This window comes from Sphingobacterium anhuiense (assembly GCF_042686355.1).
Classification (GTDB): domain Bacteria; phylum Bacteroidota; class Bacteroidia; order Sphingobacteriales; family Sphingobacteriaceae; genus Sphingobacterium; species Sphingobacterium anhuiense.
In genome coordinates, this window is the sequence record NZ_JBHUPE010000001.1 from 412,019 (window position 1) to 437,348 (window position 25,330).

Here is a 25,330-nt window from a genome sequence, read left to right on the forward strand (position 1 = left end):
AAACTAAGATAAAATTATTTTATATGCAATATTATCTTTTGACGCTGTCTATAGAATGGCTCGTTTACTTTCTATTACATGTGCGGTTTAGAAACTGTAGCATAATTTTTAGCTATTACAGCTCATGTGATCAGCATCAGTCACACAGAACTATGATTTACCCAATTATTATTGTACTTTTAAATAGATCAATCCATTATGAAGAATAACACCAAGATCACCAATGCAAGTATAGAATCGGCAGGTTTACCGAAAGACGCCAAACATGTTATAGCAGAATATATCTGGAATGGATTTGATGCGAAGGCTACAGAAGTCTCTATCGACATCGAAAGTAATAGCCTCGGATTTATAACAAGTATCTGCATTCATGATAATGGGGAAGGGATTCCCAGGGAAACACTGAACCTTTCATTTGGAAATTTTTTAGATTCGCTCAAGAAAAATAGCTTAAAACGGAGCTCCTATACGCGTGGAAAAAAGGGAAAAGGCCGTTTTTCTTTCTCACTCTTTGCCACACGAGCAACTTGGAATACCACTGTTAAGACAGATGATGAGCTGATTTCCTATAGCATACGGATAGATCGTGACGCTAAAGAACAGTATGATATCGGGGATATCAAATCAGCGGCTAAACCTGAGGGAACTGGTACAACTGTCAAACTGGAAGGTATCTTTGGACTAACAGCTACTACACTGGAGTCTGAAGAATTTACAGATTTTCTTGCACAGGAATTTGGTTGGTATCTGCTTCTCAACCGGGATTGGGGGTACCGCATCCTCCTCAATGGGACCACACTTCATTATAATAACCTGATACAGGAGACCGACAGTACGATATTCACTCTTTATAGTATAGCGGAAAACTCGTACAGCTTCCGTGTAAACTATATCCGATGGAAAGAACAGATCGGAGACCGTTACTATTACTATTTTTTAAACAGCAACAAAACTGAAGTAGCAAAACTGCTCAGTAGTTTTAATAATAATGCGATCGACTTCCACCACTCGGTGTATATAGAATCTGACTTCTTTGATCAATTCGAGCAAGCTGATATCGCGATTTCTTCGGAAAGCAATCTCTTCAGTGAAAAAGAACAGCAGGTTATTTATCGTAAATTACTGGCTGAATTACGTGATTTTCTGGAGCGTAAACAGAAAAAATATATTCGCGAGCAGGCAGTCACAGTCAAACTTGAAGAACTGGAGAAGAAAAACCTACTGCCCCGTTATAGCTCGTCGGATATCGATGTAAACCGAAAAAGGATTTTACTATCCCTGATTCAGGAACTGTATATTGCCGATCCACGTGCCTTTGTTGGCATCAAAGCTGACCTCATACGTACTTATCTCGGTCTTCTGGACTTGCTCTTGCAAACAGACCGTAAACAGGATATAGTACCACTTTTTGAAAATGCTATTGCGCTTTCGGAAAAAGAGCGTGATACGATCAGAAAGATACTGGAAAGGTAGATCTGCTGTATTCAATGGGTGAACTTAAAATTTAAGCATTTTCCGTATCCAAATCTGAAATTAAATTCATTTGGAGGTTAGACAAGGCTGCGAAATAATTGAAAAATGCTTTTGACTTTCTGTATAATTGTCTTAAACATAAAAAATATTTAAGACAATTATATTTCTATACGAACGATCATATTCAGAATCTATTGATATAACGATTCGCGTATTTGAAGAAGACTTTTTTCTAAATAAGAAGTATCCACTGATTTTGGGAATGAACTCTCGAAATACAGTTCATCAATTTCACATTGTATCACTTCCACCTTTCTACATAATTCGTCATATGTCCATCTGCCTGATTTTATTTCGAGCAGTGCTTCACGATTAGGGCGCTTAAGAATGAGTTCTCCCTTTAATAACAAATCTCGCGCAACCTCCATAAGACGTATAGTATGCATCATATTTTTAGCATCATATCCTTGTCCATGTGCGACAGTTCCAGCATAACGCATAACATTACGTTTCTTTTCCCACTCCTTATACGCCTTAAAATCTTTACAATATGAAGAATAGGCTTCATGATTAACAAAGAGCAATGCTAAGGTCTCCTCTTCTTTCTCAATGGAACTCAAGGCAACTTCATGGCTATCTGCTTTTGCCATTATACCGCGATATAATCCTTGCTCATTCTTATCATAATATAATGCAAACACATTTTTACAATGATTCAATTTAATCAATCCGCAAAAGTGAGACTTTAGCTTATGATCCTGTAACCATGATTCTAAAGGATAACTTTTTCCGCTACTCATTATGTAAGCAAAATCTAATAAACTTTTCCGCGCTCCTACATGTGGATTATTGATCTTTTTGTTCAAGCCTTTGGCTTTTTTCACCTGCTGCATCGCATATTGAACAAAACTATCTATCAATCCCATATTAAGGAGCTTTTTAAATTGAAAATTTGCCATTAATGGATGCTTTATCAATATGGATGCTGAAGCACAAGCCAGTAGTTCCATTGCTCCCGGATTATTTTTACTGAGTAATTCCACAAATCTGCCTAATTCATAATATACCTCATCATGACTATCGTTATTAATTTGAGCGATATAGCTTAAACCATAGAACACATTTTTTGGTAAGTAAAACACACCTTTAATATCTGTATCAGATACCGCTGTATCTAAACCGTAAGCCCTGCTTCCTGTTATTACTTTAAACAGAATCAGATTTTGATCATGCAGATCTTTAATTGTCATCATCTTCTTTACGAATTAAGTCTATAAAATAACTATTGATCGGTTCTACTGAGATTTTTAAAGCAGGTAGCATCATAACAGTATCTTTAAGTTTTTTGAATGTATTTTTCATATAGATACACAACTTCTCATCCGGAGAGAATATAAAATCTTCTCTAACTGATGCTTTTATCATAATAATCGACTCCAGACTTTTAATAAGATCGGATGGAAGCAATTGCATTAAATCTTTCATTTCCATTGGCGCATAAGATCTGTTTGTTTCAATCCATAGAGCTGATAAAAGACTTCTAGCAATGTAAAGAAAATCTTTCAGCGAGATGTTTGACTGATCAAGCCCTTCCATTTTCTTATTACATAAACCTAAATAATGGTGCATATGTGCACGCAAGTTAGGTGCATAATCCAATAGTGTGATAAAATCATTTTTAAAAAAACTATAATCTCCATAACAAATTGGGGATTGCAACCATTCATATAATGTACAGTTACTTTTGTAAAGTAGCTTCAGTACTTTGCGAATATCCCAACCATAAATATCAAGATCACCAACAATTGGGTACTTAATATCCTCTTCTATAGAGAAGACCGATAGATAATCAGTCTTTCGTCTTTGATAGATAAACCGAATATCGTAGTCACTGTCTAAAGATGGAAAACCCCATGCACGACTTCCTGACTCACATGCATAAAGTATCTTTATATTTTCCTTAATTTCAATTTCTTGAATGATTCCGCATAAATAATGATGATCCATTTTCAATTTTATTTTCCACAAAGGAACATTCCTTTGTACTACATGACAAAGATGAGATCTACCTACTGCAGCTTAACTGCGCAATAAAAATTAATAATATAAAAAACTGAAAATCAAAAAAATAAAATATTTAAGATCAAAATAAACCAAGTCGAATCGCAGTAGCTACGCAACTTGATTGCGCAGGAATATAAATCATTTATTCTCTATCAAGCTACTGTATAAGTGTATAAGAAAAATTAGAGATAAAGTTCCAAACTATAGTACCATAATTATGAGCAATTGTGAAATTGTTGCCAAGCGCACTATTCACTTCATAATAAGTAAAAAGTTGCTACATTTGTCTCAGTGAAAAATTTTTCAATCTTATTGATATTATCAATTTATTTGTTTTCAACAACTGAACTGATTCAATTGTTGAAAATTCCTGTATTAATTTCTCATTGTATAGAACATAAAAATAACAACAGTAAACTGACGTTTGTACAATTCTTAAATGATCATTATAATATTCCTGTAAAAGATAATGACCGGGATACAGATGAAAAACTTCCTTTTGTAAAACATGTCAATTTTTTAAACATCACAGCAATTTCTTCTACCGTGTCATCGGAAGTACCATTAATGACATCAAGCATATTCTTTGAGAAAAAGCTGTTATTTTATCCTGATCAGTATTATTTAAATACTTATACCTGCCATATTTGGCAACCTCCAAAAATTTCTTAATTATTTTCATTTTTTTTATCCTTTATCTGTATTCATTTGTTGTTAGTTAAAACAGCATTTGGTTACGTTCTGGATTTCTTTAATAACCTTTGCTGATCATGCAATTCGAGGTTATTAGGGAAACATTTCTATATTCTCATTGAATTGACGCTTAAAAAAACAATAAAATGTCAAATGAACAAACGGCTATAAAAGCAACCTACTTTAGTATAATTGGAAATTTTTTACTCGCGCTCTTAAAATGGTTAGCTGGTTATTTTGGAAATTCATACGCGCTTATTGCAGATGCAATAGAATCTACAGCAGATATATTTTCCTCTTTTCTGGTTTTATTTGGATTAAAATATGCAAAAAGGCCGGCAGATGAGAACCATCCTTACGGACATGGTCGCATTGAACCACTTGTAACATTTGTCGTAGTGGGCTTTTTAATAATTTCAGCGACAATCATTGCTTACGAAAGCATTCAAAATATTCGCACCCCTCATGAGTTGCCCAAACCATGGACTTTATTCGTCCTATTGGCGATCATTATCTGGAAGGAAGTTTCTTTTAGGGTTGTCATTAAAAAAAGTAAAGAAACTGGAAGCTCTTCATTACGAGCCGACGCATGGCACCACCGAAGTGATGCGATCACTTCGGTAGCAGCCTTTATCGGCATATCAATTGCTCTGATTTTAGGAAAGGGCTATGAGAGTGCCGATGACTTTGCAGCGCTATTTGCTTCGGGATTTATACTTTACAACTGCTATCTTATCTTTCGTCCTGCCTTGGGAGAGATCATGGATGAAAACCTTTACGATGATTTAATCGCTGAGATACGTATCAACGCTGTAAAGGTAGATGGTATCTTGGGTACAGAGAAATGCTTTGTTCGTAAATTAGGCACAAAACATCTGGTTGATTTACATGCAATTGTAAGTGGTGATATCTCAGTAAAAGAGGGCCATCAATTAGCGCATAGGCTTCAGGACTATCTGCAAAAAAAAATGCCCCAACTGGGAAACATTTTAATACATATTGAACCAGATTAACACTGGCAGTCTGAAAGAACAATCCCAAAGGTCCTATGAATTCATTAAAAACTAGAAACAACTGGATTGAGCGACACGTAAATCAAAGATGATATGTAATATCTTAAACGAAGATTTAAAGGTTTCCTACATGGGTGTTTTCCCACCACTTTCACCTCATTAACAACAGATTAATAGATGAAAATTATTAATTCATAAAACTATCCGTGTTGTTCCTATCATATATTTTGATTCATTTAATATTCTTAAATTTAGGTTATGGAACTAAATAAAGCATTTCAACAAATCACAGAAGATTTCATCTCGCTACTTGATTCTTTAGATGAAAATGAACTGAATACGAAACATAAAGCTGACGATTGGTCGCCTGGACAAATCGGCGATCATATATTGAAGTCTTATGCTTCAGCAGAAGTCATGAATGGGCGTACCGAATTGACTCATCGGAAACCAGATGAAAAGGTAACAACCATTAAAGATACATTTACGGACTTTACAATACGCATGAAATCTCCTCAAGCGATATTGCCTTCTGAAAAACGACTCGACAAACAGCGTCTACTACAAAATCTTCGTGATCGCATTGCCCAGATCGAAACCATAATTAAGGAGAAAAATCTTTCAGATACCTGTATCGATTTTGCCATCCCGGAATATGGTCCATTTACAGTTTTGGAGTGGGCTTGGTTCAATACCTATCATACACAGCGACATGTACATCAGTTAAAAGATGTAATGCAATCAATTAAATCTTAAAATATGACTAATAAAGATCTCATTTTAGCTTATTTTAATTGCTATGAAATAGGTGACCGGAATAGGCTACAAAGCCTGCTGGATGAAGATTTTCAATTCAGTAGTCCTCACGATCCAACGCTTACTAAAGAAGACTATTTCCGAAAGTGCTGGCCATTTCATAAAAAAGCAACTGCATATCACATCGATACCTTCCTGGAAGACAAAAACAGTATTTTTGTCATTTATACCTGCACGACTGATAATGAAAATAAGTTTGAAAATGCCGAATACTTTCAGATCGAAAATGCAAAAATAAAAAAGGTCAGGGTATTCTACGGAACGCTGAATTAGTTAATATTTCTATTAATTTCATCACCCATTACACTATTCGTTAGCCATACCCTCCTCGCTTAAAATCACCCGCTGATTTTAATCATTGTAAACATAATACTTTACCCTGTAGCATAAATAAATGCGCAGTACCATAAGCTTTCATAACTAGTTCTCCTATCTCAGAAGATTTATAATAACACACGAGTCTTAAAGGCACATATGTTAATGGAGCCGTTATTCCTATACCTCCTTTCCGCATCAGCTAATGATTAAACAATAATTTTCCTTTTTTGACTTAAGTCAAAGGTTAAGGTTTGCAATACTTGCAGATTTGCACTCATAATAATAATTAAAACAAAAAATTATGAGTGTAACATTAGAAAATGGCATAACCAGTAATTTTTACAGGGCCATAACGCCGATTATAATATCGGTATTCGGAGTGTATCTTACCATAGGGATTGCATTGGGTGTACTCCCAAAATTTGTTCAGCAAACCTTAGGATTTGACAGTATCATCGTAGGCCTTGTTATTGGAATGCAATTCTTGTCGACATTATTAACTCGGGCATATGCAGGGAAACTTACAGATACCAGAGGAGCTAAAAAAAGCCAAATGATCGGTGTAGTACTTGCAGTAATAGCTGGCATTACATATCTCCTATCAGTTACAATACAAAGTAATGTAATCTTTGCATTAGCCTTACTCGTACTAGCAAGAATCATTCATGGTGTAGGAGAAAGTTTCTTGGTTACAGGAGCGTTAACTTGGGGAATCGGACTTGTCGGACCATCAAATTCTGGAAAAGTAATGACTTGGAACGGAATAGCGATGTATGCAGGTATTGCAATTGGAGCACCTTTAAGTATTTGGATCAATAAAAGTTATGGCGGTTTCCCAGCGTTTATCATGATCATGCTCCTGCCCTTTGTCAGCTGGCTATCTACAGTAAAACTACCCGCAATAGTAGTTGACAAAGACCATGTCAGAACACCTTTTTACAAAGTAATCGGAGCTATATCCGGACAAGGATTAAGTCTCGCTTTTTCTTCAATGGCATTTGGCTGTATTGCTTCTTTCATCGCCTTGTTTTTTAGCGAAAAAAATTGGGGTGATGCCACATTAGCTTTTATGGTCTTTGGGGCTTGTTACATCTTAACCAGAATTTTCTTTGCTTCTTCCCCCGATAAATATGGCGGTTATAAAATTGCATTGCTTTCACTTATTATTGAAGTGATTGGTCAAGTTTTGATCTGGACTTCCGTATCAAAAACGATTGCCATTATCGGATGTGGGATGACAGGGATTGGGTTTTCACTGGTTTTTCCAGCTCTAGGTGTTCTAGCTATCCAGAAAGTAAAGCCACAAATGAGGGGGACGGCTTTAGGTGCCTATGTAGCTTTTGTTGACCTTTCTTTGGGATTGGCAGGGCCTCTAGCAGGGTTAATAGCTGGCTGGTTCGATTACCAGACTGTCTATTTATTTGGAGGAATAAGTTGCATCCTCTCGATGATAACATTAATGATGAATAAAAAATAAGTATAACAATGGAAAATACATTAAAAATGTTTGGTAAAGATGCCAACGAAAGGGTTGAGAATGCTGTAAAGGAACTAAAATCTGGTAAAGGTGTTATCCTCTTAGACGATGAAGATAGAGAAAATGAAGGTGACCTGATTTTCTCGGCAGAAAACATGGACATTCAGGATATGGTGCAGATGATAAGACACTGTAGTGGTGTGGTCTGTCTGTGTCTTACAAATGAAAAGGCTGATGACCTCGACTTACCTTATATGGTCAATGCCAATTCCAGTCTCTTTCAAACTCCTTTTACAGTTTCGATTGACGCTCGGGAAGGTGCAACAACAGGTCTTTCGGCATCTGATAGAATTGCCGCTATTAAAGCGGCTTGTGCTGAAAATGCGCAACCTGAAGATTTGGTTCGACCGGGGCATATCTTCCCATTGCGCGCTCACGATCATGGTGTCTTAGGAAGAAATGGTCATACCGAAGGCAGTATCGACCTCATGAGGCTGGCTGGTTTAAAACCAATGTCCGTACTGTGTGAACTAATGGAAGATGATGGAACCATGTCGCGTCTGCCACAGATGATCGCTTTTGCTCAAGATCATCATCTAACGATATTATCCATCGCCGATATTATCGAATACCGAAAATTGCAGTTAGTAGCGAATGAATTATAAAGTCTTTTAATCCATCAAAAATTCAGCATTAAACAATACCATAATGAAAAAAATACGTTTCGTATTTACCGTTAAACGCAAAGAATTCCTGACACCACATATGATTCGTGTGGTGTTTGGAATCAGTAATGAACAAGCGGTACTTTTAACGCATATAAAGTCCGGATCTAATAATAAAATTTTCATACCACCTGCCGATAGAAATGTCATTTATTTCCCTGAAAAAGAATCAGAAACAAGACCTGAATTGCTGGCATCAATAAGGACATACACCAATCGCAAAATTGATCTGAAGAAAAAGGAACTGACCATTGATTTTGTCACCCACGGAGATAATGGACCTGCATCTGCATGGGCATTAAAAGCTAAACCGGGCGATGCACTCGGTATCGGTATGAAAGAAAGTATGAAACCCTTAATCCCCGAAGCCGATTCCTATCTACTAATAGGTGACGCAACAGCATTGCCCGTAATCAGTGCAATTTTAGAAAAATTAAAACCCGGGATTGATGTTAAGGTTATTTTGGAGGTATCTGCTAAAGAAGATCGCATAAATATTCCATCTTCGGCAAATGTAGATATTGACTGGCTATACAACCCGCATCCTGAGAAAGGAAGCAAATTAGCGTCTACAGTAAAGACTTTTAAATTCGCAAAGGCAGACCTGCGTAATTATGTGTATTTAGCCGCTGAATATGCTACTGTCAAAGAATTAAGAAACTATTTTAAAACTGACCTAGAGTGGGATCCACAGATGATATACAGCTGCAGCTATTGGAAGTCTGGTGAATCTGAAAGCACATATATTTAAAGATACAACACGCCAAATAAACAGCGTTACGATCGAGCTTTTATTGGTAAATTTGTATATCACTGATTTCAAATACATGCAAGAACTATTAGTTTCATATATTAAAAGTAAAATATCATTAACGGATAAAGATCTAGAGATCATTTTGTCCCATTTTAAGCCAATGAAGCTCAAAAAGAATGAACTCGTACTAACAAATGGGCAATCCAGTCAACGGACATTTTTTGTTACACAGGGATGTCTGCGCATTTTCTTTATCAATGAAGAAGGAACCGACTCCACCCGATATTTTGCTTTTGAGAATCAGTTTGCAACAGCATTAGTTAGTTTTATTACTTCCGAACCTTCAGAAGAATTTATTCAGGCTGTTGAAGATTCGGAAGTATATTACATCACACATAAAAGCTTTTATCATCTTCTGGATATCATACCCCTATGGGAAAAATTTTACCGTATATATCTTGAAATTGCTTACGTAACCAATACCAAAAGGTTAATGTCTTTTCTAATGCAGGACGCTTTGGAAAAATATCGGCAGCTCTTAGACGAAAATCCGATTATTGTCCGCAGATTATCGAATAAGCTTGTCGCTTCCTATCTCAATATTTCCCAGGAGACGCTAAGTAGACTAAAATCAAAAATCTGATTTTCTTTTTTTGACTCAAGTCAATATTTTAATATTTTCTATTGACCAACTTTGTATCACTAATACAAAGACAATGAGCAACCAGGCCAGTACCTTCGAAATATTTTCAGGAATTATTCTTCAGAAGAATAAAATAGCTGAGCATACATATCATATCAAAATTCAGAGTATGGATTTTTCGCGCATCCACTATATTCCAGGTTTTTCTATTGATATATTTTTATCCAATCCTTATTACAATCCACTGAGCGAAGTGCGAAGATATTCATTCTGGAATTATGAACCGGTCTATCATGTTGCAGACTTTGCCATTAATACCTTTTCCAATGGAAAGGGGGCACAATGGGTTCAAACCTTACAGGAAGGCGATACCATGTTTTTCAAAGAACCGTCTAGTGAAATAAGTATGAATGACACAGCCGACCACTACTTTTTAATTGGGGATATTATTGCTTTATCTCATTTATATGAAATAAACAGAGCCTTATCGGTAAGTAAAAAAGTAAGTAGTTTTATTTATGCAGAACATCAAGAAGATATTTTTCCAGATCTCGATCATAGTTTTCCTTTAGAAACGCACATAATTGAATCATTAGATCCGCAGAAAATTATTGAATTGATTTCCCTTAATTTTCCTGAACATCAAACAAATATCATTGCTTACATACTTGGTGACTCTAAAACAGTATCCTATATTTATAATTATTTAAAAGATAATCCAATGTATGACATCAGTACGATTTACATCAAAAGCTTTTGGAACAAAACAATCATTTAACATGAAATAAAGATGATTATAGCTGGTACAAAGGGAGATTGATCAAAATCAAAATAACAAAATTACCCTACGAAGCTCTATGAATAGAAGAATAGATTTGAATAGCGAAAGAACTACGATGGCAATGTTACGAACATATTTAAATTAGATCACAATAAAACTAAAAAAAATCAAGTCAAAAGAGCTTTCAAAAGAAAGTAAATAAGCTCAGATGCCACCAATCGACATTTTTTTGTATTTGGACAGAAAAATTAATCAGCTTGAAATGCAATGACTTAATGTTTTTGAGTAAAAAAAAAGTACATAAGTTTTGGAAATATAGATCATTTAAGTACTTTTGCATCACCGAAAGGGAAACGCGCTCATAGCTCAGCTGGATAGAGCATCGGTTTTCTAAACCGACGGTCTCAGGTTCGAATCCTGATGGGCGTACTTAAAATCTTCTTTACTTTTGTAAAGAGGATTTTTTGCTTTATGACTTTTTCACTTGAACATTTCTTTCGATCCACTTTTCAAATTTTTCAACAAAGGAGGTTAGAAAATCATGTGTAGAAGTATCTATAAGTTCTCCACTGGCATCAAACAACTTTGCGGCATGGCTGATATACGCTTCCGGCTGTTGTAAAGTAGGCATATTTAAGAATACCAAAGATTGACGAAGATGATGATTGGCACCAAAAGCACCTAATCCTCCAGGGGTACAACTTATAATAGCCGCAGGCTTACCATCCCACACGCTCTTTCCGTATGGTCTTGAACCTACATCCAGTGCATTCTTAAGTACTGCAGGAACCGATCTATTGTATTCGGGAGTGATAAATAATACCGCGTCATAAGGATTGATTATTTCTCTAAAATTTTGCCAGGCTACAGGTACGTCTTTTTCTAAATCCTCATTGTACAATAGCAATTCTCCAATTTCAATATCATCAAACTGCATACCGGCTATTTTAAATTGGCCAATAGCTCTTCCTATCTTTTTATTGAAAGATTCCTTTCTTAAACTTCCAACGATGAGTGCAACTTTAAATGGTTTCATAAATGATCATTTGTTTCTTTAATAACGTACAACAGTAGCTTTTGGTTTGCATATAATTCGCTGATTTGTCATGACACAACATGATTTCTAAGTTTAAAAATCATTACATTAGCGAACCATTAAACCAAATATTTTAAGCATTATGATGTCAGATATCTATAGAGAAAAATCACCTTTATCAGAGCAGGATTGTTTCGTAGTATTCGACCGCAGAAAATCATCTTTTACCTTTCCTGTACATATACATCCGGAGTATGAACTGAATTATGTAGAAGGAGCGTCTGGAGCGCAACGGATCATTGGAGATTCCATTGAAACCATCGGTCACAAAGATTTAGTTCTTATTGCCAATCCGGAATTAAAACACGCATGGAAGGATGGGGAATGCACATCAACAGACATTCACGAAATCACCTTACAATTTCACCCCTCGCTGGTTGAACAGATCTTAGACAAAAAGCAATTTCAAAGCATACAGGAATTATTTAACCGAGCATCCAAAGGAGTTCACTTTGGTACCGCAACTATTGAGAAGGTGCTTCCCTTACTACGCATTTTGACCATGGAAAAAGATGGCTTTTACGCTGTCATGAAACTCTTTATCCTGCTATATGAATTATCCAAAGGAGAAGACCTCAGAGAACTTTCTAGTTCCACAAAAATGGGTATGACTCCAAATGAAATACTCCTACAAAGACTACAGAATTACATTTCTAACAATGTTAGCCACATGATTCGACTACCGGAAGCTGCCAATACGCTGAATATGAGCCGGTCTACATTCGCTAGATTTATAAAATGCCACACGGACATGAATTTCACCGATTACCTGCTCGATTTCCGAATTAATCTGGCCACACGAAAGCTAAAAGAACAAACATCCATCGCAGACGTTGTGAACCTCTGCGGATTTAATAGCATTTCCTATTTTTATAGAGTCTTTAAAAAAGCGAAAGGGGTTACACCCGCAGAATTTAGGGACAACTGTAAAAACCATCAGCTCATTATCTAACAACAACCTAGAGACATAGTTCTCATCATCTTCCACATTCCAATGCATACCTGATTCAAAATAGGGTTTATTATGATATAAACCCTATTAAATAGCCTCCCCCCCTTCCGCGTCTTTCCACCAAAGAGCTTAAAATTCAAATAATTTGAGTGTAGAGTGCAAGAGTCAAAAAGACCAACAGTGCATAACAGACTAAATATTAGCCCATTAATACTTTTCAAACTCTTAAACGAATAGTTTTAAAAATGAAGCACAACTAGCCCAAAAGCCGTTCCATTCGGCGATTTACTCCTCCTTTCTCCCCAATTTATATAAACAAAGAATAAATAGTTCAATCAACTTGAATCTATTGTACAATTTACCAATTGTGTTTTACCGTAGTTTAGCCCCCACTGATTACTAATAAACCAATTAGCAGCTTAAGGATAAATCATTTTACCCTTAAATCCGCCAAACATGACAAACAACTAATTATCAACAAGAATATGAGAAAAACCATATTACTATCACTACTTTGCAGCTCTAGCCTATTTGCATGGGCGCAGCAGGCTATTCCAGTTAAAGGAACGGTAAAAGACAAAGAAAATAATCCAATTGTCGGAGCAACAATTATTGTAAAAGGGACCACAGATGGCACAAAGACGGATCAAAACGGTAATTTTTCAATCAACGTTCCTACTGGAAAACTTCTCCTCATTACCTATGTAGGTATGCAGCGTGCAGAAGTACCGATTAAAGACGACTCGTTTATCAATCTAAGCCTGGTAAGTGACAGCCAACTGGATGAAGTAGTCGTTATCGGCTACGGAACGGTAAAAAAACGAGATCTAACGGGAGCCGTAGCCACTGTTACGGGTAAAGATTTACAGTCTAACCTTGCAAAAAGTGCTTCAGGTGCTTTGCAGGGCCGTATAGCCGGCGTAAGTGTTTCCAATGCTGGTGGCACACCTGGAGCGGGCATGAGTATCAATATTCGCGGTCTAAGCTCCATGGGAAACAATACACCATTATATGTCGTAGACGGTGTATTCAGTGATATTAACCTGGTAGACCCTAACGATATTGCATCATTAGATGTGTTAAAAGATGCTTCTGCAGCAGCAATATACGGTTCTCGTGCCGCAAATGGTGTGGTAATAATCACAACTAAAGGTGGAAAAAGAGCTTCACCTGCTACACTTGGAATAAACGCCTACACAGGTATACAGAGTCTTCCAAAAAAAATGGACCTGATGGATGGACCACAATGGAAAAAATTTCAAAAAGAAAATAAATATCTCCCAACACAAGCTGAAAGTTTCAATGCCAATACCGACTGGCAGGATGAGGTATTTGACACGGCTCCTATCAATAAGATCAATGTCGATATTTCTGGAGGTGGCGAACGCTCTACCTATAGTGTATCTGCGGGCTACCTAAATCAAGAAGGGATCCTAAAAACAACGGGTTACAAAGCATTCAATGTTCGTTCAAAGAATACATTTAATTTTTTTAATGATCACCTCCGCATCGGAAATACGTTTCTATTAAAATCAGGTGATCGGAAATATTCGGATTTGATCATTACTGATATCCTTCGCCAAAATCCTTTGCTACCGATCTATGATGAAAATACGCTGGGTGGTTATGCCACCTATGCACCCTGGATGAAAAATTTAGAAAATCCTGTAGGTTATCTAAATCTATACAATAAACATGTTTATCAAACAGATATCATGCTTAATGGTTATGCTGAAGCAGATCTGTTTGTAAAAGGCTTAAAATATAGGTTAAACGTTGGAATCAACAGAACTTCTGGAAGAAATTACAACAAGAATGAAGCTTATACCTATGGTACAGCTAAGAATCAATCTTCACTCAATGAAAACGCTTTCTTCAACAATCAATGGTTGATTGAAAATACCATTCACTATGACAATACTTTTGACAAGCATACGATTTCCGCATTAGCGGGTTATTCTTCACAGGAAAACTCCAATCGGGGGTTTGGTGCTGGCCGAAAGGATATACCGATAGGAACTGACGTAATTGGCGCAGGTTCTCCAGCCGAACAATCCACCTCCGGAAATTTAAATGAAGCCGCTTTAATATCTCAATTTGGCCGATTAATGTATAGCTACGATAGCCGGTACCTGTTTACGGCCACAGTACGTCGAGATGGTTCATCCAAATTTGCCAGCGGACAGCGATACGGAGTATTTCCTTCTGTTGCCCTTGGCTGGAATATGATGAACGAAGGTTTCTTTGAAAGCGCTAAAAATACAGTGAATGATTTTAAACTGAGAGCGAGTTATGGCCGATTGGGGAATCAGGAAATCGGTGATTATACAACACAAAATGTAACCACCTACGGTATCAATTATATACAGGGTGGTATGTGGTGGCAGGGTGCCATCCCCGGCAACAGCTGGGTATCGCCTCGGAATTTAACCTGGGAAGAGACTGAAACCAGCAATATCGGTTTAGATCTAGCCTTTTTACAAAGCAAATTGAACATCAGTGCCGACTATTATATCCGGGATACAAAAAATATTCTTTTAGGAATTAATCAGCCCCCTTCTACAGGACTTAGTGGTACACCCACCATGAATGCGGGTACAATCCGAAACAAGGGTTTTGAGTTTTCGGCAACGTTTAAAGATGCTATTGGAGATGTAAATTATAACTTCGGCATCAATGCATCTACCGTGAAAAATGAAGTAAAAGCTGTCACAGTGGGTGGTAAACAAGAATTTGAAGGTTATAACCCACAGGGCGAAGGTACTGTATCATGGGCAAAAGTTGGTTATCCTATTGGCGGATTTTGGGCGATAGAAACCAACGGACTCTTCCAGTCGGATACCGAAGCACAAAATTACAAAACCGCAAACGGCACAGTAATCCAGCCCAATGCAATGGCAGGAGATATTAAATTTGTCGATTTTAATGGAGATGGGCACATTGATAATAATGACCGCCAGTACATGGGCAGTCCTTTCCCTAAGCTTGCGTATGGTATTCGAGGAGGCCTAGATTTTAAAGGAGTTGATTTTGCTTTTTTCTTTGATGGCATGTATGGCAACAAGATCTATAATTACACGCGCGCCCGCATGGAACAAACCAATGAGGTAAACAACCACTCGGCACGCATCTTAGATTCCTGGACTCCAGCAAATACGGATACCGATATTCCGCGCTATACAAGAGAAGATCCTAATGACAATAAACGTCGAGTTAGTGACCGTTGGATAGAGAGTGGTGCTTTCTTCCGTCTTAAAACCATCGAATTAGGTTACACCTTGCCTACACACTGGCTGAGCAAAGTGACATTGAAAAACGGCCGTATATTTTTGGCTGCAGACAACCTGTTTACCGTAACAAAATATAAAGGTTATACACCCGATCTTGGACAAAGTAATGGTGACAATGGAGCTCCGTCGGGTGTACTAACAGCTGGTACAGATCATGGACGTTTTCCGCTGGCACGTACCATTATGTTCGGTATACAAGCTAACTTTTAATGGATAGACGACTTTTAAACAACAACCTTTAATTTCCTAAATACGATATACATGAAAATTTCAATCATAAAATGTTCGATCGCGGCAACCCTTCTTCTGTCGCTAGGGGGCTGTAAATCTGACTTTCTAGACCGCATCAATCCCAACAAACCAGTTGAAGATATCTTCTGGGTCAATGAGGGAGATGCCCAGGCAGCCATGGCTACCATCTATTCACCTATTCGCTCGCAGATGAGCGGATATTATGGTGCCTATAGTGGTTATCAAACGATGAACAGAGCAGATGATGTATGGTTCCTCGCTGGTGAAGAACCATTTACCTGGGAATATATTAATTTCTTAAACTCTGCTGGGACCTCAGCGAGTGACTTTGGCAGCTTGTATAGTGGTATAAACCGGGCTAATGTGTTTTTTCAAAACATATCCAAGGTACCAATGGATGAAAATAAAAAGAAAGAACTAAGTGCTGAAGCAAGCTTCTTGCGGGGAATGTATTACTTTTTATTGGCGGCTAATTATGGCGATGTACCTCTGTTGCTAATTCCAGCTGGTGATGATCCAGAAGGAACTAATAAAGCAGCTTCTCCAGAAGCCGAAGTATGGAAACAGGTCATCACTGATTTTAAAGCAGCCAAAGAAAATCTTCCTGTAACCAGACCTGCCGCCGAAGCGGGACGAGTAACAAAAGGTGCGGCAATTGCTTATCTTGGCAAAGCCCTTGTTTACACCAAGCAATATGCACAGGCTGAAACAGAGTTAAAAGCCTTACTAACCGCACCATACACGTATGATCTGGTTGAAAATTTTGAAGATAACTTTAAAGATAATACCAAGTTAAATAAAGAATCAATCTGGGAACTGGTATATGACAGCAAATTTGGATCAGATGGTCCTTGGGGACAAGAATCGCCAAACAGCCCACAAGGATTTGTTCTGCCAAATTTTGCCGGACCTGATGGCACCGGAGCTTGGTTCAAATTAATGCCAGGTGCTTCTGTCGTGTCAAGCTTTATTGCAGAAGAGCGTCCGGCGGGATCCGACACACGTTTTGATAAAAGGATGTATACCAGCTTTTTTTGGAAATATTCCGACTATGAAACCGGTCTGACAGATGGTGCCTGGTTCGGAAATCAACCTTTTGATCTGATGTGGAGCAATGCAAGCAGCAAAAGACAACGTGGCGAACCGGTGTATCCAACGATTAGCAATAAACCGGGGCGCTTTCTAATCAAAAAATACACGAACTTTTTCTTAAATGCAGCTGGCTCGAACAGCATGTATGATGCAACAAATCGAAATAACAATTTTCGCGTATTCCGATTTGCTGAAGTATTATTATTGCACGCAGAGGCCTGTGCAAAGAATGGGAACTTGATCGATGCAGCCAAGTCGCTGACACGTGTCCGTAGTAGAGCTGGTTTGGGGACAAAAAACTGGACCGGTGAAAACGAACTGATGAAGGAGATCATCAAACAAAATGAACTCGAGTTTTTCTTTGAAGGGCATCGATTCTTTGACTTAAAACGCTTGTATACTCCAGCCGAAATGAAACAGATCCTGATAACAAATAAAAAACAAGGAGCCAATAATTTTCAACCAAAACATTATTACCTGCCTATTCCGGAATCGGAGATGAATACAAATACAAAAATACAGCAACATCCATTATGGAGATAAGTTAGTCAAAAGCAGCTCACAATAAAGTAACCACAGTTTTCTAGCGAACACAGGAATGTCTTCGCTAGAAAACTTAAAAAATTCTTCCAGCTTTAAAAATACGATACATGATGGTAACAAGTAGAACACAAAATAACTCAGCAAATAAGATCATAAAATTAATCCTCCTGGTCATACTGCTCTCTTCTTGTGCTAAAGATAAAGCTACACCTATAATAATAGGGTCACAGCAGTCACTAAGTTCTAAAATCGATGCCGGTGAGTTACTGATCAATATTTCTAAAAATGAAGATTATATCTTCACTTTTGAAAGGGAGATACTACGGATTCCATTGCAGGATATTTCCAAGATTGAAGCTGAACTTGATCGCTGGCGCACCAAGATTATCTTCCGCGACGGTTCAGAGCTTATTGTACCGACCAAAGGTACTGAACTTGATTATATCGTTGAAAAGATAAAACTCAACCCCTCCGGATACAATCCTTTAGCGGCTTTAGTCGATGTATGGTTGCCAACCTACGGTAGAATAAAAGTAACGGTAAAGGGCAAAAACAGCTCCATCGGAACAATAACACATTTATGTCAGGAAAATGCAATCCGCCAAAGTGTACCTATTCTGGGCCTTTATCCTGATCATGACAATCTGGTTGATCTCACTTATACCGATATGGAAGGTAAGGAACGAGGCAGTACCCAGATACATATACGTACAGCAGCGATTTCACTTGCTGACTTTCCGAAATGGAAAAAAGTGAAAGCACTACCCGAAAAAATGGAACCTGGAATGAATTTAATTAACTATCCGGGTATGAGTGAAGCGGATGTATCCCTCCCCTATATGTTAGATAGTGAAGGAGAATTACGCTGGCTGTTGCTTCTTAAATCATCTCCAGATTTACAGAAAATTTCGACCTCTATCGGGCTGAAGCGGACTAAAAAAGGAACTTTTATTGCAGGTGATCAAGCACAGGCACGTGTGGTGGAAATCGATATGTTTGGTAATTTAAAGCGTCAGTGGGATCTTCAAAAACTAGGATATGGATTTCATCATGAAATTACGGAATCGAACAACGGGAACTTCTTAATTACAGTGACAAAAACTGGTGCGCGCCTGCGAAATGGTGAACCACGCATCAATGACCACATTATCGAGCTAAATCCCGAAAGTGGTACGCTAGTAACCGAATGGGATCTTGCTCATCAGCTCGATACTTCCCGCTACATAAAGCCAGATGGTATTACTCCGCCCATTTTCTCGCAGACACCCAACAACTGGGCCCACAATAATGCTGTAGGCGAAATAGGCAATGATTTATTAGCCACGCTACGCTACCAGGGAATTGTAAGTTTTAATCATTCCGGAAGTCTTCGCTGGATCATATCACCTCACAAATTATGGAAAAGCCAATATCACGCTCTGTTATTAAATCCTATTGCTGAAGACGGCACTCCGGTTACAGATCCCGCAGTTATCAATGGCGACGCACAAATCGACGGCTTTGACTGGCCATGGGGGCCTCATACTCCGGTAGCTATTGCCAATGACCGCCTACTGGTATTTGACAATGGTTATGACCGTAATTGGATATCAAACTCCATCCCCTCTAGAACGAATTATAGTCGTATAGTGGAGTACAAAATTGATGTTGCCAACAAAACAGTACAGCAACTTTGGTCCTATGGTAAGGAACGCGGTGCTAAGGGATTTTCTCTTGCCGTGTCAGGAGTACAATACCTGAAACAAACCGGAAATGTCCTTTTCTGTCCCGGAATGGGCGTGTCCACCTCATTGGGAACAGGGGGCCGCATCATGGAAATAAATCCAAAGACTAAAGAAATACTATTTGAACTTGAAATCGCGGCCAACAGTGGCTTCGCCTTCCACCGTGTAACCCGCATGCCTTTATACCCAGAGAACTACTAAATTGAAAATACTTATAGATTTTACTGCCTGATGTCGACTATATTTGAAAACCAAAAGAAACAAGTAGCTGAATACCATGAATCTTTACTTAACCGACCCAATTATTGCATTCCTTCATCAAATGGTATTATACAGCGTTGTGAAAATCCAGTAATTACAAAAGATCATATTCCTTTGCATTGGCGTTATGATTTTAATCCACAGACGAATCCCTTTTTTTTAGAACGCATAGGTTTTAACTCGACTATGAATGCGGGTGCACTCTACTGGAAAGAAAGATACCTCCTTTTTATCCGTGTAGAGGGCACAGATAGAAAATCTTTTTTTGCAATTGCTGAAAGTAAAAATGGTCTTGACAACTTTCGCTTCTGGGATCGTCCGATCTCTGTGCCAGATACCGATCCTGACGAAACAAATATTTATGATATACGACTCACTGTTCATGAAGATGGCTGGGTTTACGGAGTCTTCTGCAGTGAAAAATTAGACCCTAACGCAGCACCAGGTGATCTCTCAAGTGCTCTTGCTTCTGCAGGCATTATACGTTCAAAAGACCTGATCCAGTGGGAACGTCTCCCCAATCTGCGTGCTTCCAGTCAGCAACGTAATGTTGTGCTTCATCCGGAGTTTATCGATGGAAAATATGCACTTTACACAAGACCTCAAGATGATTTTATCCTGGCCAAAAGTGGTGGCGGAATTGGATGGACATTGATAGATGATATCGCTAATGCTACAATACAAGAAGAAAAGATCGTCAATTTCAGACATTACCATACGATCAAGGAAGTTAAAAATGGAGAAGGTCCACCTCCTATTAAAACGACTAAAGGCTGGTTGCATTTAGCCCATGGTGTGCGTAAAACCGCAGCGGGTCTAAGATACGTTTTATACCTCTACCTCACCGCCCTGCAAGACCCTAGTCTATTGATTGCGGAGCCAGGTGGGTATCTGCTAGCCCCTCAAAAAGATGAAAGAATTGGAGATGTGTCCAATGTTTTATTTTCAAATGGATGGATTGCAAAAGATGATGGAACTGTTTATATATACTATGCATCCAGTGATACACGCATGCATGTTGCCATATCAGATATTGACAGACTACTGGATTACTGTCTTCATACACCAAAAGATGATTTTAGATCATTGGAATCTGTAAAAAAAATAAATCAGCTGATCGACAAAAATCACGCTTACCTCGCTAAAATGATCTAAAAGAAATTTCAAGCCATCGGCCAGAAACATCAATTTTTTCTTAAAGCCGTCATGAGTTCTCATAATTTTAGGAATTCATGACGGCTTTATCTCAACGATACAATCATTAATTTCTTTAAAGTCTTCATCTGCTTATACTAAATTGTCCTGATAACGATGTATATGGTAACATCCCTATCGCTGAAAACGGGATAAGGAATAGTAGAAAAAAAATGTATATTTGGTTACCGAAGAAACCAATTTACAAATCAATCACTAGAAAGGAATAGTTAATATTCAATGAAGCTCCAACTCATAGATATACTTATAATAGTCGTCTATCTCATCGCTATGATCGTTATCGGCTTATTATTAAAAAAAAGAGCCTCAAAAAATCTGGACTCCTATTTTCTTGGAGGCAAAAAACTTCCTTTCTACATGCTTGGTCTATCGGATGCCTCTGGCATGTTTGATATTTCGGGAACCATGTGGATGGTCTATCTTGCATTTGTTTATGGTTTTAAAAGCCTTTGGATTCCTTGGCTATGGCCCGTTTTCAATCAGGTATTTTTAATGATCTACCTTTCAGTATGGTTACGGCGTTCCAATGTACTAACGGGAGCTGAATGGATCCGAACACGCTTCGGCTATGGACGAGGAGCCAACCTGTCCCATACAATAGTAATCTTATATGCAATAATTGGGGTTCTTGGATTTCTTAGCTATGGTTTCATCGGAATCGGAAAATTCATGGAAGTATTTTTTCCCTGGGAGTATATCTCTCCCTATGTTCCCATTCATCTGGAACCAGAATCTGTCGCCAAAGTTTACGGCATATTTTTTACGACTATTGCAACCTCTTATGTGATGCTTGGAGGCATGCATAGCATTGTTTGGGCCGATGTTGTCCAATTCAGCATCATGACCATTTCAGGAATCATCATTGCGTCAATAGCCATGAATAAAGTGAGTCCGGAAATGCTTGCAGCACATACACCCAAAGGGTGGGACTCACCTTTTTTTGGATGGAAATTGGATCTTGATTGGGAGGATTTAATACCCTCTATCATGACTAAAATCCAAGAAGATCAATATAGCTTGTTTACGATATTTGTTATGATGATGCTTTTCAAGGGAGTATTTATGAGTATGGCAGGACCAGCAGCTAACTATGATATGCAAAAAATACTTGCCTGTCGTAGTCCAAGAGAAGCCGCACTCATGAGTGGCTCGGTATCGGTCATTTTATTAATTCCCAGATACTTGATGATCATGGGTTTTACAGTACTTGCACTTGTATTTTTTAGTGACGAATTTAAGACAATGGGAAATAATATTGACTTTGAAACCATTCTTCCTAAAGCGATCAATGAATTTGCATACGTAGGGCTCGTAGGTATTTTGCTAGCAGGGTTGCTCGCTGCTTTTATGTCGACATTTGCCTCCACTGTAAATGCTGCTCAAGCATATCTGGTAAATGATGTTTTTCTAAAATACATCCACACAAAAGCATCCTCCAAAACTCAAATTAGAGCAAGCTATATCATATCCGTACTGGTTGTTGTTGTCAGCACCATAATTGGCCTTTACCTGCACAATATCAATTCTATTTTACAATGGATCGTTTCTGCATTGTATGGCGGATACATCGCTGCTAATGTTTTAAAATGGCATTGGTGGAGATTTAATGGCAATGGCTTCTTTTCAGGTATGTTTACAGGTATTGTAGCAGCAATGGTGGCACCATTGTTTTTCCCAGACATATTGCCTTTGTATTATTTTCCGATATTAATGTGCATTTCATTGATTGGCTGTATAGCAGGCACATTACTATCCAAACCTACTGAAGATAAAACGCTCATAGACTTCTACATTAAAGTACGTCCGTGGGGTTTCTGGGATCCAATTATAAAAAAAGCACAAGCCCAATATCCCGATTTAAAGGAAAACAAAAACTTCAAACGTGATATGTTCAATATTGTTATCGGTATTGTGTGGCAGTGTTCATTGACATTAATACCGATGTATATTGTTGTTCAACAAGGATTTCCATTAATAACCAGTATATTGGTTCTGAGCATTACCTCGTTAATATTAAAGAAAAATTGGTACGACAAAATGAATATGGAAGAGAAAGAATACGATGCATTTATGAAAAAGAATTTCACACCATAAAAAACTGAAGATTTTTCCCTCCCAGACAACTACATTTTCATAATAGATCCAATATAAAATATAGTTCAAATCGGAAAATGTATATCTACAACAGTCGAAATATGGCTTCTGAAACACGGTATTATCGGATTTTGGAAATACAAGTAATGTTTGTTTTATCGAAAACATCGATCTCTTTATCATAAAACAAAAAACTAATAAAAATTAACATACTTAAAATCAGTAAAATCACTGCTCAAAATCTATTTTTACCCTTATTTTTTTAAAATAAATTTGGTAGGAATGTTAAAATTCGTACTTTTGTCGCGGAGAGCTGGCAGAGTGGTCGAATGCGGCAGTCTTGAAAACTGTTGACTGTCATAGGTCCGGGGGTTCGAATCCCTCGCTCTCCGCCAACAAAAAATAAAGCCCAACTGCAAAGTTGGGCTTTTGTTGTTTATGAAGTTTTTGAAGCTTGCTTAAATAAAACTCTATAAACAACAAAAGAAATGAGCAAAGCGAATGGTTATATTTTGTGATTGAAGCCCCCCCCTTTTTAGGATCATGAAATAATCCCTCGCTCTCCGCCAAAAAACAAAAGCCCAAAGTAATTTGAGCTTTTATTTTTTATGATATTTTGCAAGCTTTTTTATATTACTATATTCTATAGGGCTGCCTCTTCCTGGGATCATAAAATAATCCGCCACACTTTCCAAATATTAAAAACGATCGGTATCGAAATAACAAGCATACTTTATTCTATCAAAGATTCTTTAAATTGCAAGATAAAGAAATCTAGGATTTCAACTTTTTTATTTTTTGGAAAATGGAATTAAAGACAATTTGAAATTGTTTTAATTTCCACTGATAATTTAAACAAACCGATGATATTAGAATTAGCGATATTACATGTAAAAGCAGGTAAGCAGCTTGCATTTGAAAATGATTTCATCACAGCCAGCCAATATATTGCAGCTATTGACGGCTATATAAGGCATTCACTAAAAAAATGTATCGAGGTAGAAAACCAGTATGTACTTCTAGTGGAGTGGAGTTCTGTAGAAGCACATGAAATTGGATTCCGCCAGTCTCCGCAATATTTAAAATGGAAAGAGCTGCTTCACGACTATTATGATCCCTTTCCTCAAGTTTTTCATTACGAAGATTTACCTCAAAAAATATGATAAATTATAATAACAAACGTTTTTCTGCTGTAAACAATAGCAATAATGGAGAAACATCCCATGAAACAGTTTTTCACTATAAACAGATTGACTATATTGTAACAGCTCAATATAACGGAGGTAAAATCATCCATGGTCAATTGATTGGTCTCGTGAATGAGCAGGGTGAGATTGATATGCGCTATCAACAGGTGAATAGAGAAGGAAAATTAATGACAGGAATGTGTAAATCTAAACCCGAAATCTTACCGAATGGAAAAATAAGATTACATGAAAGCTGGCAATGGACTTCGGGAGACCTATCTTCGGGGCAGTCTATTATTGAAGAGTTGTAAACCATATTTTGAATACCAATACTAAAACAATAAATAATGAATTTCACGTTCCACCAGATCAATAACATTAAAGTAGCAGAATTAATTTCCGATGGTCTAGTCATAAAAACGGCAGATGATGCCGTAGATTTAATAGGAAATCTTTATTATGAAGATCTCTCTAAAGTAATCGTACACGAAAAAAATTTGATATCAGATTTTTTTGATCTTAAAAATAAAATCGCGGGAGAAGTATTGCAAAAGTTTTCTAATTACCGCATGCAAATCATTATTATAGGTGATTTTTCTAAATTCACTTCCAAAAGCATGATTGATTTCATATATGAAAGTAATAAAGGAAGACAGGTTAATTTTGTAAAAACACTAGAGGAGGCACTGTCACTTCTTGCAAAATAAAAAGCATGAAGGAGTGATTTTGAACTTTCACAGGCAATTCAAGTATTATTCATAAGCTTGAATGAAGTATAAAATTTAAATTTTCTATTTTTTAAAAAAAACTGCTTCAGCAACAAAACTGTTAGATAGGAAAAAAACAACAGCCAATATTTGCTGGCTC

General features: G+C 37.5%; 22 protein-coding genes and 2 tRNA genes. 21 read left to right on the top strand and 3 right to left on the bottom strand.

Going from position 1 to position 25,330, the window contains the following annotated elements; all coding sequences use genetic code 11:
* Positions 1-198: 198 nt before the first annotated feature.
* Positions 199-1,473 (top strand): ATP-binding protein, encoded by a 1,275-nt coding sequence (locus tag ACFS6I_RS01750; RefSeq protein ID WP_380917760.1) that lies wholly within the window; start codon positions 199-201, stop codon positions 1,471-1,473.
* A gap of 191 nt (positions 1,474-1,664) precedes the next feature.
* Here ACFS6I_RS01750 and ACFS6I_RS01755 read toward each other — a convergent pair whose 3' ends face one another.
* Together ACFS6I_RS01755 and ACFS6I_RS01760 are read right to left on the bottom strand one after the other, a co-directional pair.
* Positions 1,665-2,726: a DNA polymerase beta superfamily protein gene (locus tag ACFS6I_RS01755; RefSeq protein WP_380917762.1), complete on the bottom strand. Its 1,062-nt coding sequence runs from the start codon at positions 2,724-2,726 to the stop codon at positions 1,665-1,667.
* Positions 2,713-3,480, bottom strand: a complete 768-nt coding sequence (locus tag ACFS6I_RS01760; RefSeq protein ID WP_380917764.1) for a nucleotidyltransferase domain-containing protein — start codon at positions 3,478-3,480, stop codon at positions 2,713-2,715. The genes ACFS6I_RS01755 and ACFS6I_RS01760 overlap by 14 nt, the downstream gene beginning before the upstream one ends.
* A gap of 348 nt (positions 3,481-3,828) precedes the next feature.
* On the opposite strand from ACFS6I_RS01760, the gene ACFS6I_RS01765 reads away from it, so the two are divergent.
* The 10 genes from ACFS6I_RS01765 (at position 3,829) to ACFS6I_RS01810 (ending at position 11,186) form a co-directional block, all read left to right on the top strand.
* Complete coding sequence (locus ACFS6I_RS01765) at positions 3,829-4,209, top strand: hypothetical protein (RefSeq protein WP_132771127.1); 381 nt, start codon at positions 3,829-3,831, stop codon at positions 4,207-4,209.
* 167 nt (positions 4,210-4,376) lie between these two features.
* Positions 4,377-5,243, top strand: coding sequence for a cation diffusion facilitator family transporter (locus tag ACFS6I_RS01770; RefSeq protein WP_168125901.1), 867 nt, complete (start codon positions 4,377-4,379; stop codon positions 5,241-5,243).
* A 258-nt stretch (positions 5,244-5,501) separates the two neighbouring features.
* On the top strand, positions 5,502-5,999 hold the full coding sequence (locus ACFS6I_RS01775; protein WP_380917767.1) for a DinB family protein: 498 nt from the start codon (positions 5,502-5,504) through the stop codon (positions 5,997-5,999).
* 3 nt (positions 6,000-6,002) lie between these two features.
* Positions 6,003-6,332: a nuclear transport factor 2 family protein gene (locus tag ACFS6I_RS01780; RefSeq protein WP_380917769.1), complete on the top strand. Its 330-nt coding sequence runs from the start codon at positions 6,003-6,005 to the stop codon at positions 6,330-6,332.
* 346 nt (positions 6,333-6,678) lie between these two features.
* Positions 6,679-7,854 carry an MFS transporter gene (locus ACFS6I_RS01785; protein WP_380917770.1) on the top strand — a complete coding sequence of 392 codons (1,176 nt, stop codon included), beginning with the start codon at positions 6,679-6,681 and terminating at the stop codon, positions 7,852-7,854.
* A 26-nt stretch (positions 7,855-7,880) separates the two neighbouring features.
* Positions 7,881-8,519, top strand: coding sequence for a 3,4-dihydroxy-2-butanone-4-phosphate synthase (ribB, locus tag ACFS6I_RS01790; protein ID WP_380918157.1), 639 nt, complete (start codon positions 7,881-7,883; stop codon positions 8,517-8,519).
* Between the two features lie 43 nt (positions 8,520-8,562).
* Positions 8,563-9,330: a siderophore-interacting protein gene (locus ACFS6I_RS01795; protein WP_380917772.1), complete on the top strand. Its 768-nt coding sequence runs from the start codon at positions 8,563-8,565 to the stop codon at positions 9,328-9,330.
* Between the two features lie 76 nt (positions 9,331-9,406).
* Positions 9,407-9,976: a Crp/Fnr family transcriptional regulator gene (locus tag ACFS6I_RS01800; protein ID WP_380917774.1), complete on the top strand. Its 570-nt coding sequence runs from the start codon at positions 9,407-9,409 to the stop codon at positions 9,974-9,976.
* Between the two features lie 73 nt (positions 9,977-10,049).
* Positions 10,050-10,754 (top strand): hypothetical protein, encoded by a 705-nt coding sequence (locus ACFS6I_RS01805; protein ID WP_380917776.1) that lies wholly within the window; start codon positions 10,050-10,052, stop codon positions 10,752-10,754.
* 358 nt (positions 10,755-11,112) lie between these two features.
* Positions 11,113-11,186, top strand: a tRNA-Arg gene (locus ACFS6I_RS01810).
* A 40-nt stretch (positions 11,187-11,226) separates the two neighbouring features.
* Here the strand turns inward: ACFS6I_RS01810 and ACFS6I_RS01815 are convergent.
* The gene (locus tag ACFS6I_RS01815) at positions 11,227-11,793 is read right to left on the bottom strand and encodes an NADPH-dependent FMN reductase (RefSeq protein WP_380917778.1); all 567 of its coding nucleotides are present in this window, start codon (positions 11,791-11,793) and stop codon (positions 11,227-11,229) included.
* Positions 11,794-11,935: 142 nt separating this feature from the next.
* On the opposite strand from ACFS6I_RS01815, the gene ACFS6I_RS01820 reads away from it, so the two are divergent.
* The 10 genes from ACFS6I_RS01820 to ACFS6I_RS01865 all read left to right on the top strand — a co-directional run bounded on the left by ACFS6I_RS01820 (position 11,936) and on the right by ACFS6I_RS01865 (position 25,170).
* Positions 11,936-12,805, top strand: a complete 870-nt coding sequence (locus tag ACFS6I_RS01820) for an AraC family transcriptional regulator (RefSeq protein ID WP_132845586.1) — start codon at positions 11,936-11,938, stop codon at positions 12,803-12,805.
* Between the two features lie 485 nt (positions 12,806-13,290).
* The gene (locus ACFS6I_RS01825) at positions 13,291-16,305 is read left to right on the top strand and encodes a SusC/RagA family TonB-linked outer membrane protein (protein ID WP_380917779.1); all 3,015 of its coding nucleotides are present in this window, start codon (positions 13,291-13,293) and stop codon (positions 16,303-16,305) included.
* Positions 16,306-16,356: 51 nt separating this feature from the next.
* The gene (locus ACFS6I_RS01830) at positions 16,357-17,982 is read left to right on the top strand and encodes a RagB/SusD family nutrient uptake outer membrane protein (protein WP_380917781.1); all 1,626 of its coding nucleotides are present in this window, start codon (positions 16,357-16,359) and stop codon (positions 17,980-17,982) included.
* A gap of 107 nt (positions 17,983-18,089) precedes the next feature.
* Positions 18,090-19,907: an aryl-sulfate sulfotransferase gene (locus ACFS6I_RS01835; protein WP_380917783.1), complete on the top strand. Its 1,818-nt coding sequence runs from the start codon at positions 18,090-18,092 to the stop codon at positions 19,905-19,907.
* A gap of 30 nt (positions 19,908-19,937) precedes the next feature.
* Positions 19,938-21,122, top strand: a complete 1,185-nt coding sequence (locus ACFS6I_RS01840; protein WP_380917785.1) for a glycoside hydrolase family 130 protein — start codon at positions 19,938-19,940, stop codon at positions 21,120-21,122.
* 279 nt (positions 21,123-21,401) lie between these two features.
* Positions 21,402-23,276, top strand: a complete 1,875-nt coding sequence (locus ACFS6I_RS01845) for a sodium:solute symporter family protein (RefSeq protein WP_380917787.1) — start codon at positions 21,402-21,404, stop codon at positions 23,274-23,276.
* 307 nt (positions 23,277-23,583) lie between these two features.
* Positions 23,584-23,671: transfer RNA gene (locus ACFS6I_RS01850), tRNA-Ser, on the top strand.
* Between the two features lie 468 nt (positions 23,672-24,139).
* Entirely contained in the window at positions 24,140-24,439 is a 300-nt protein-coding gene (locus tag ACFS6I_RS01855) for an antibiotic biosynthesis monooxygenase family protein (protein WP_132845578.1), read from the top strand.
* The gene (locus ACFS6I_RS01860; protein ID WP_380917790.1) at positions 24,436-24,774 is read left to right on the top strand and encodes a n-acetylglutamate synthase; all 339 of its coding nucleotides are present in this window, start codon (positions 24,436-24,438) and stop codon (positions 24,772-24,774) included. Before ACFS6I_RS01855 ends, ACFS6I_RS01860 begins: the two co-directional genes overlap by 4 nt.
* A 36-nt stretch (positions 24,775-24,810) precedes the next feature.
* Positions 24,811-25,170 (top strand): DUF4180 domain-containing protein, encoded by a 360-nt coding sequence (locus ACFS6I_RS01865; RefSeq protein ID WP_021189517.1) that lies wholly within the window; start codon positions 24,811-24,813, stop codon positions 25,168-25,170.
* Positions 25,171-25,330: the final 160 nt, after the last annotated feature.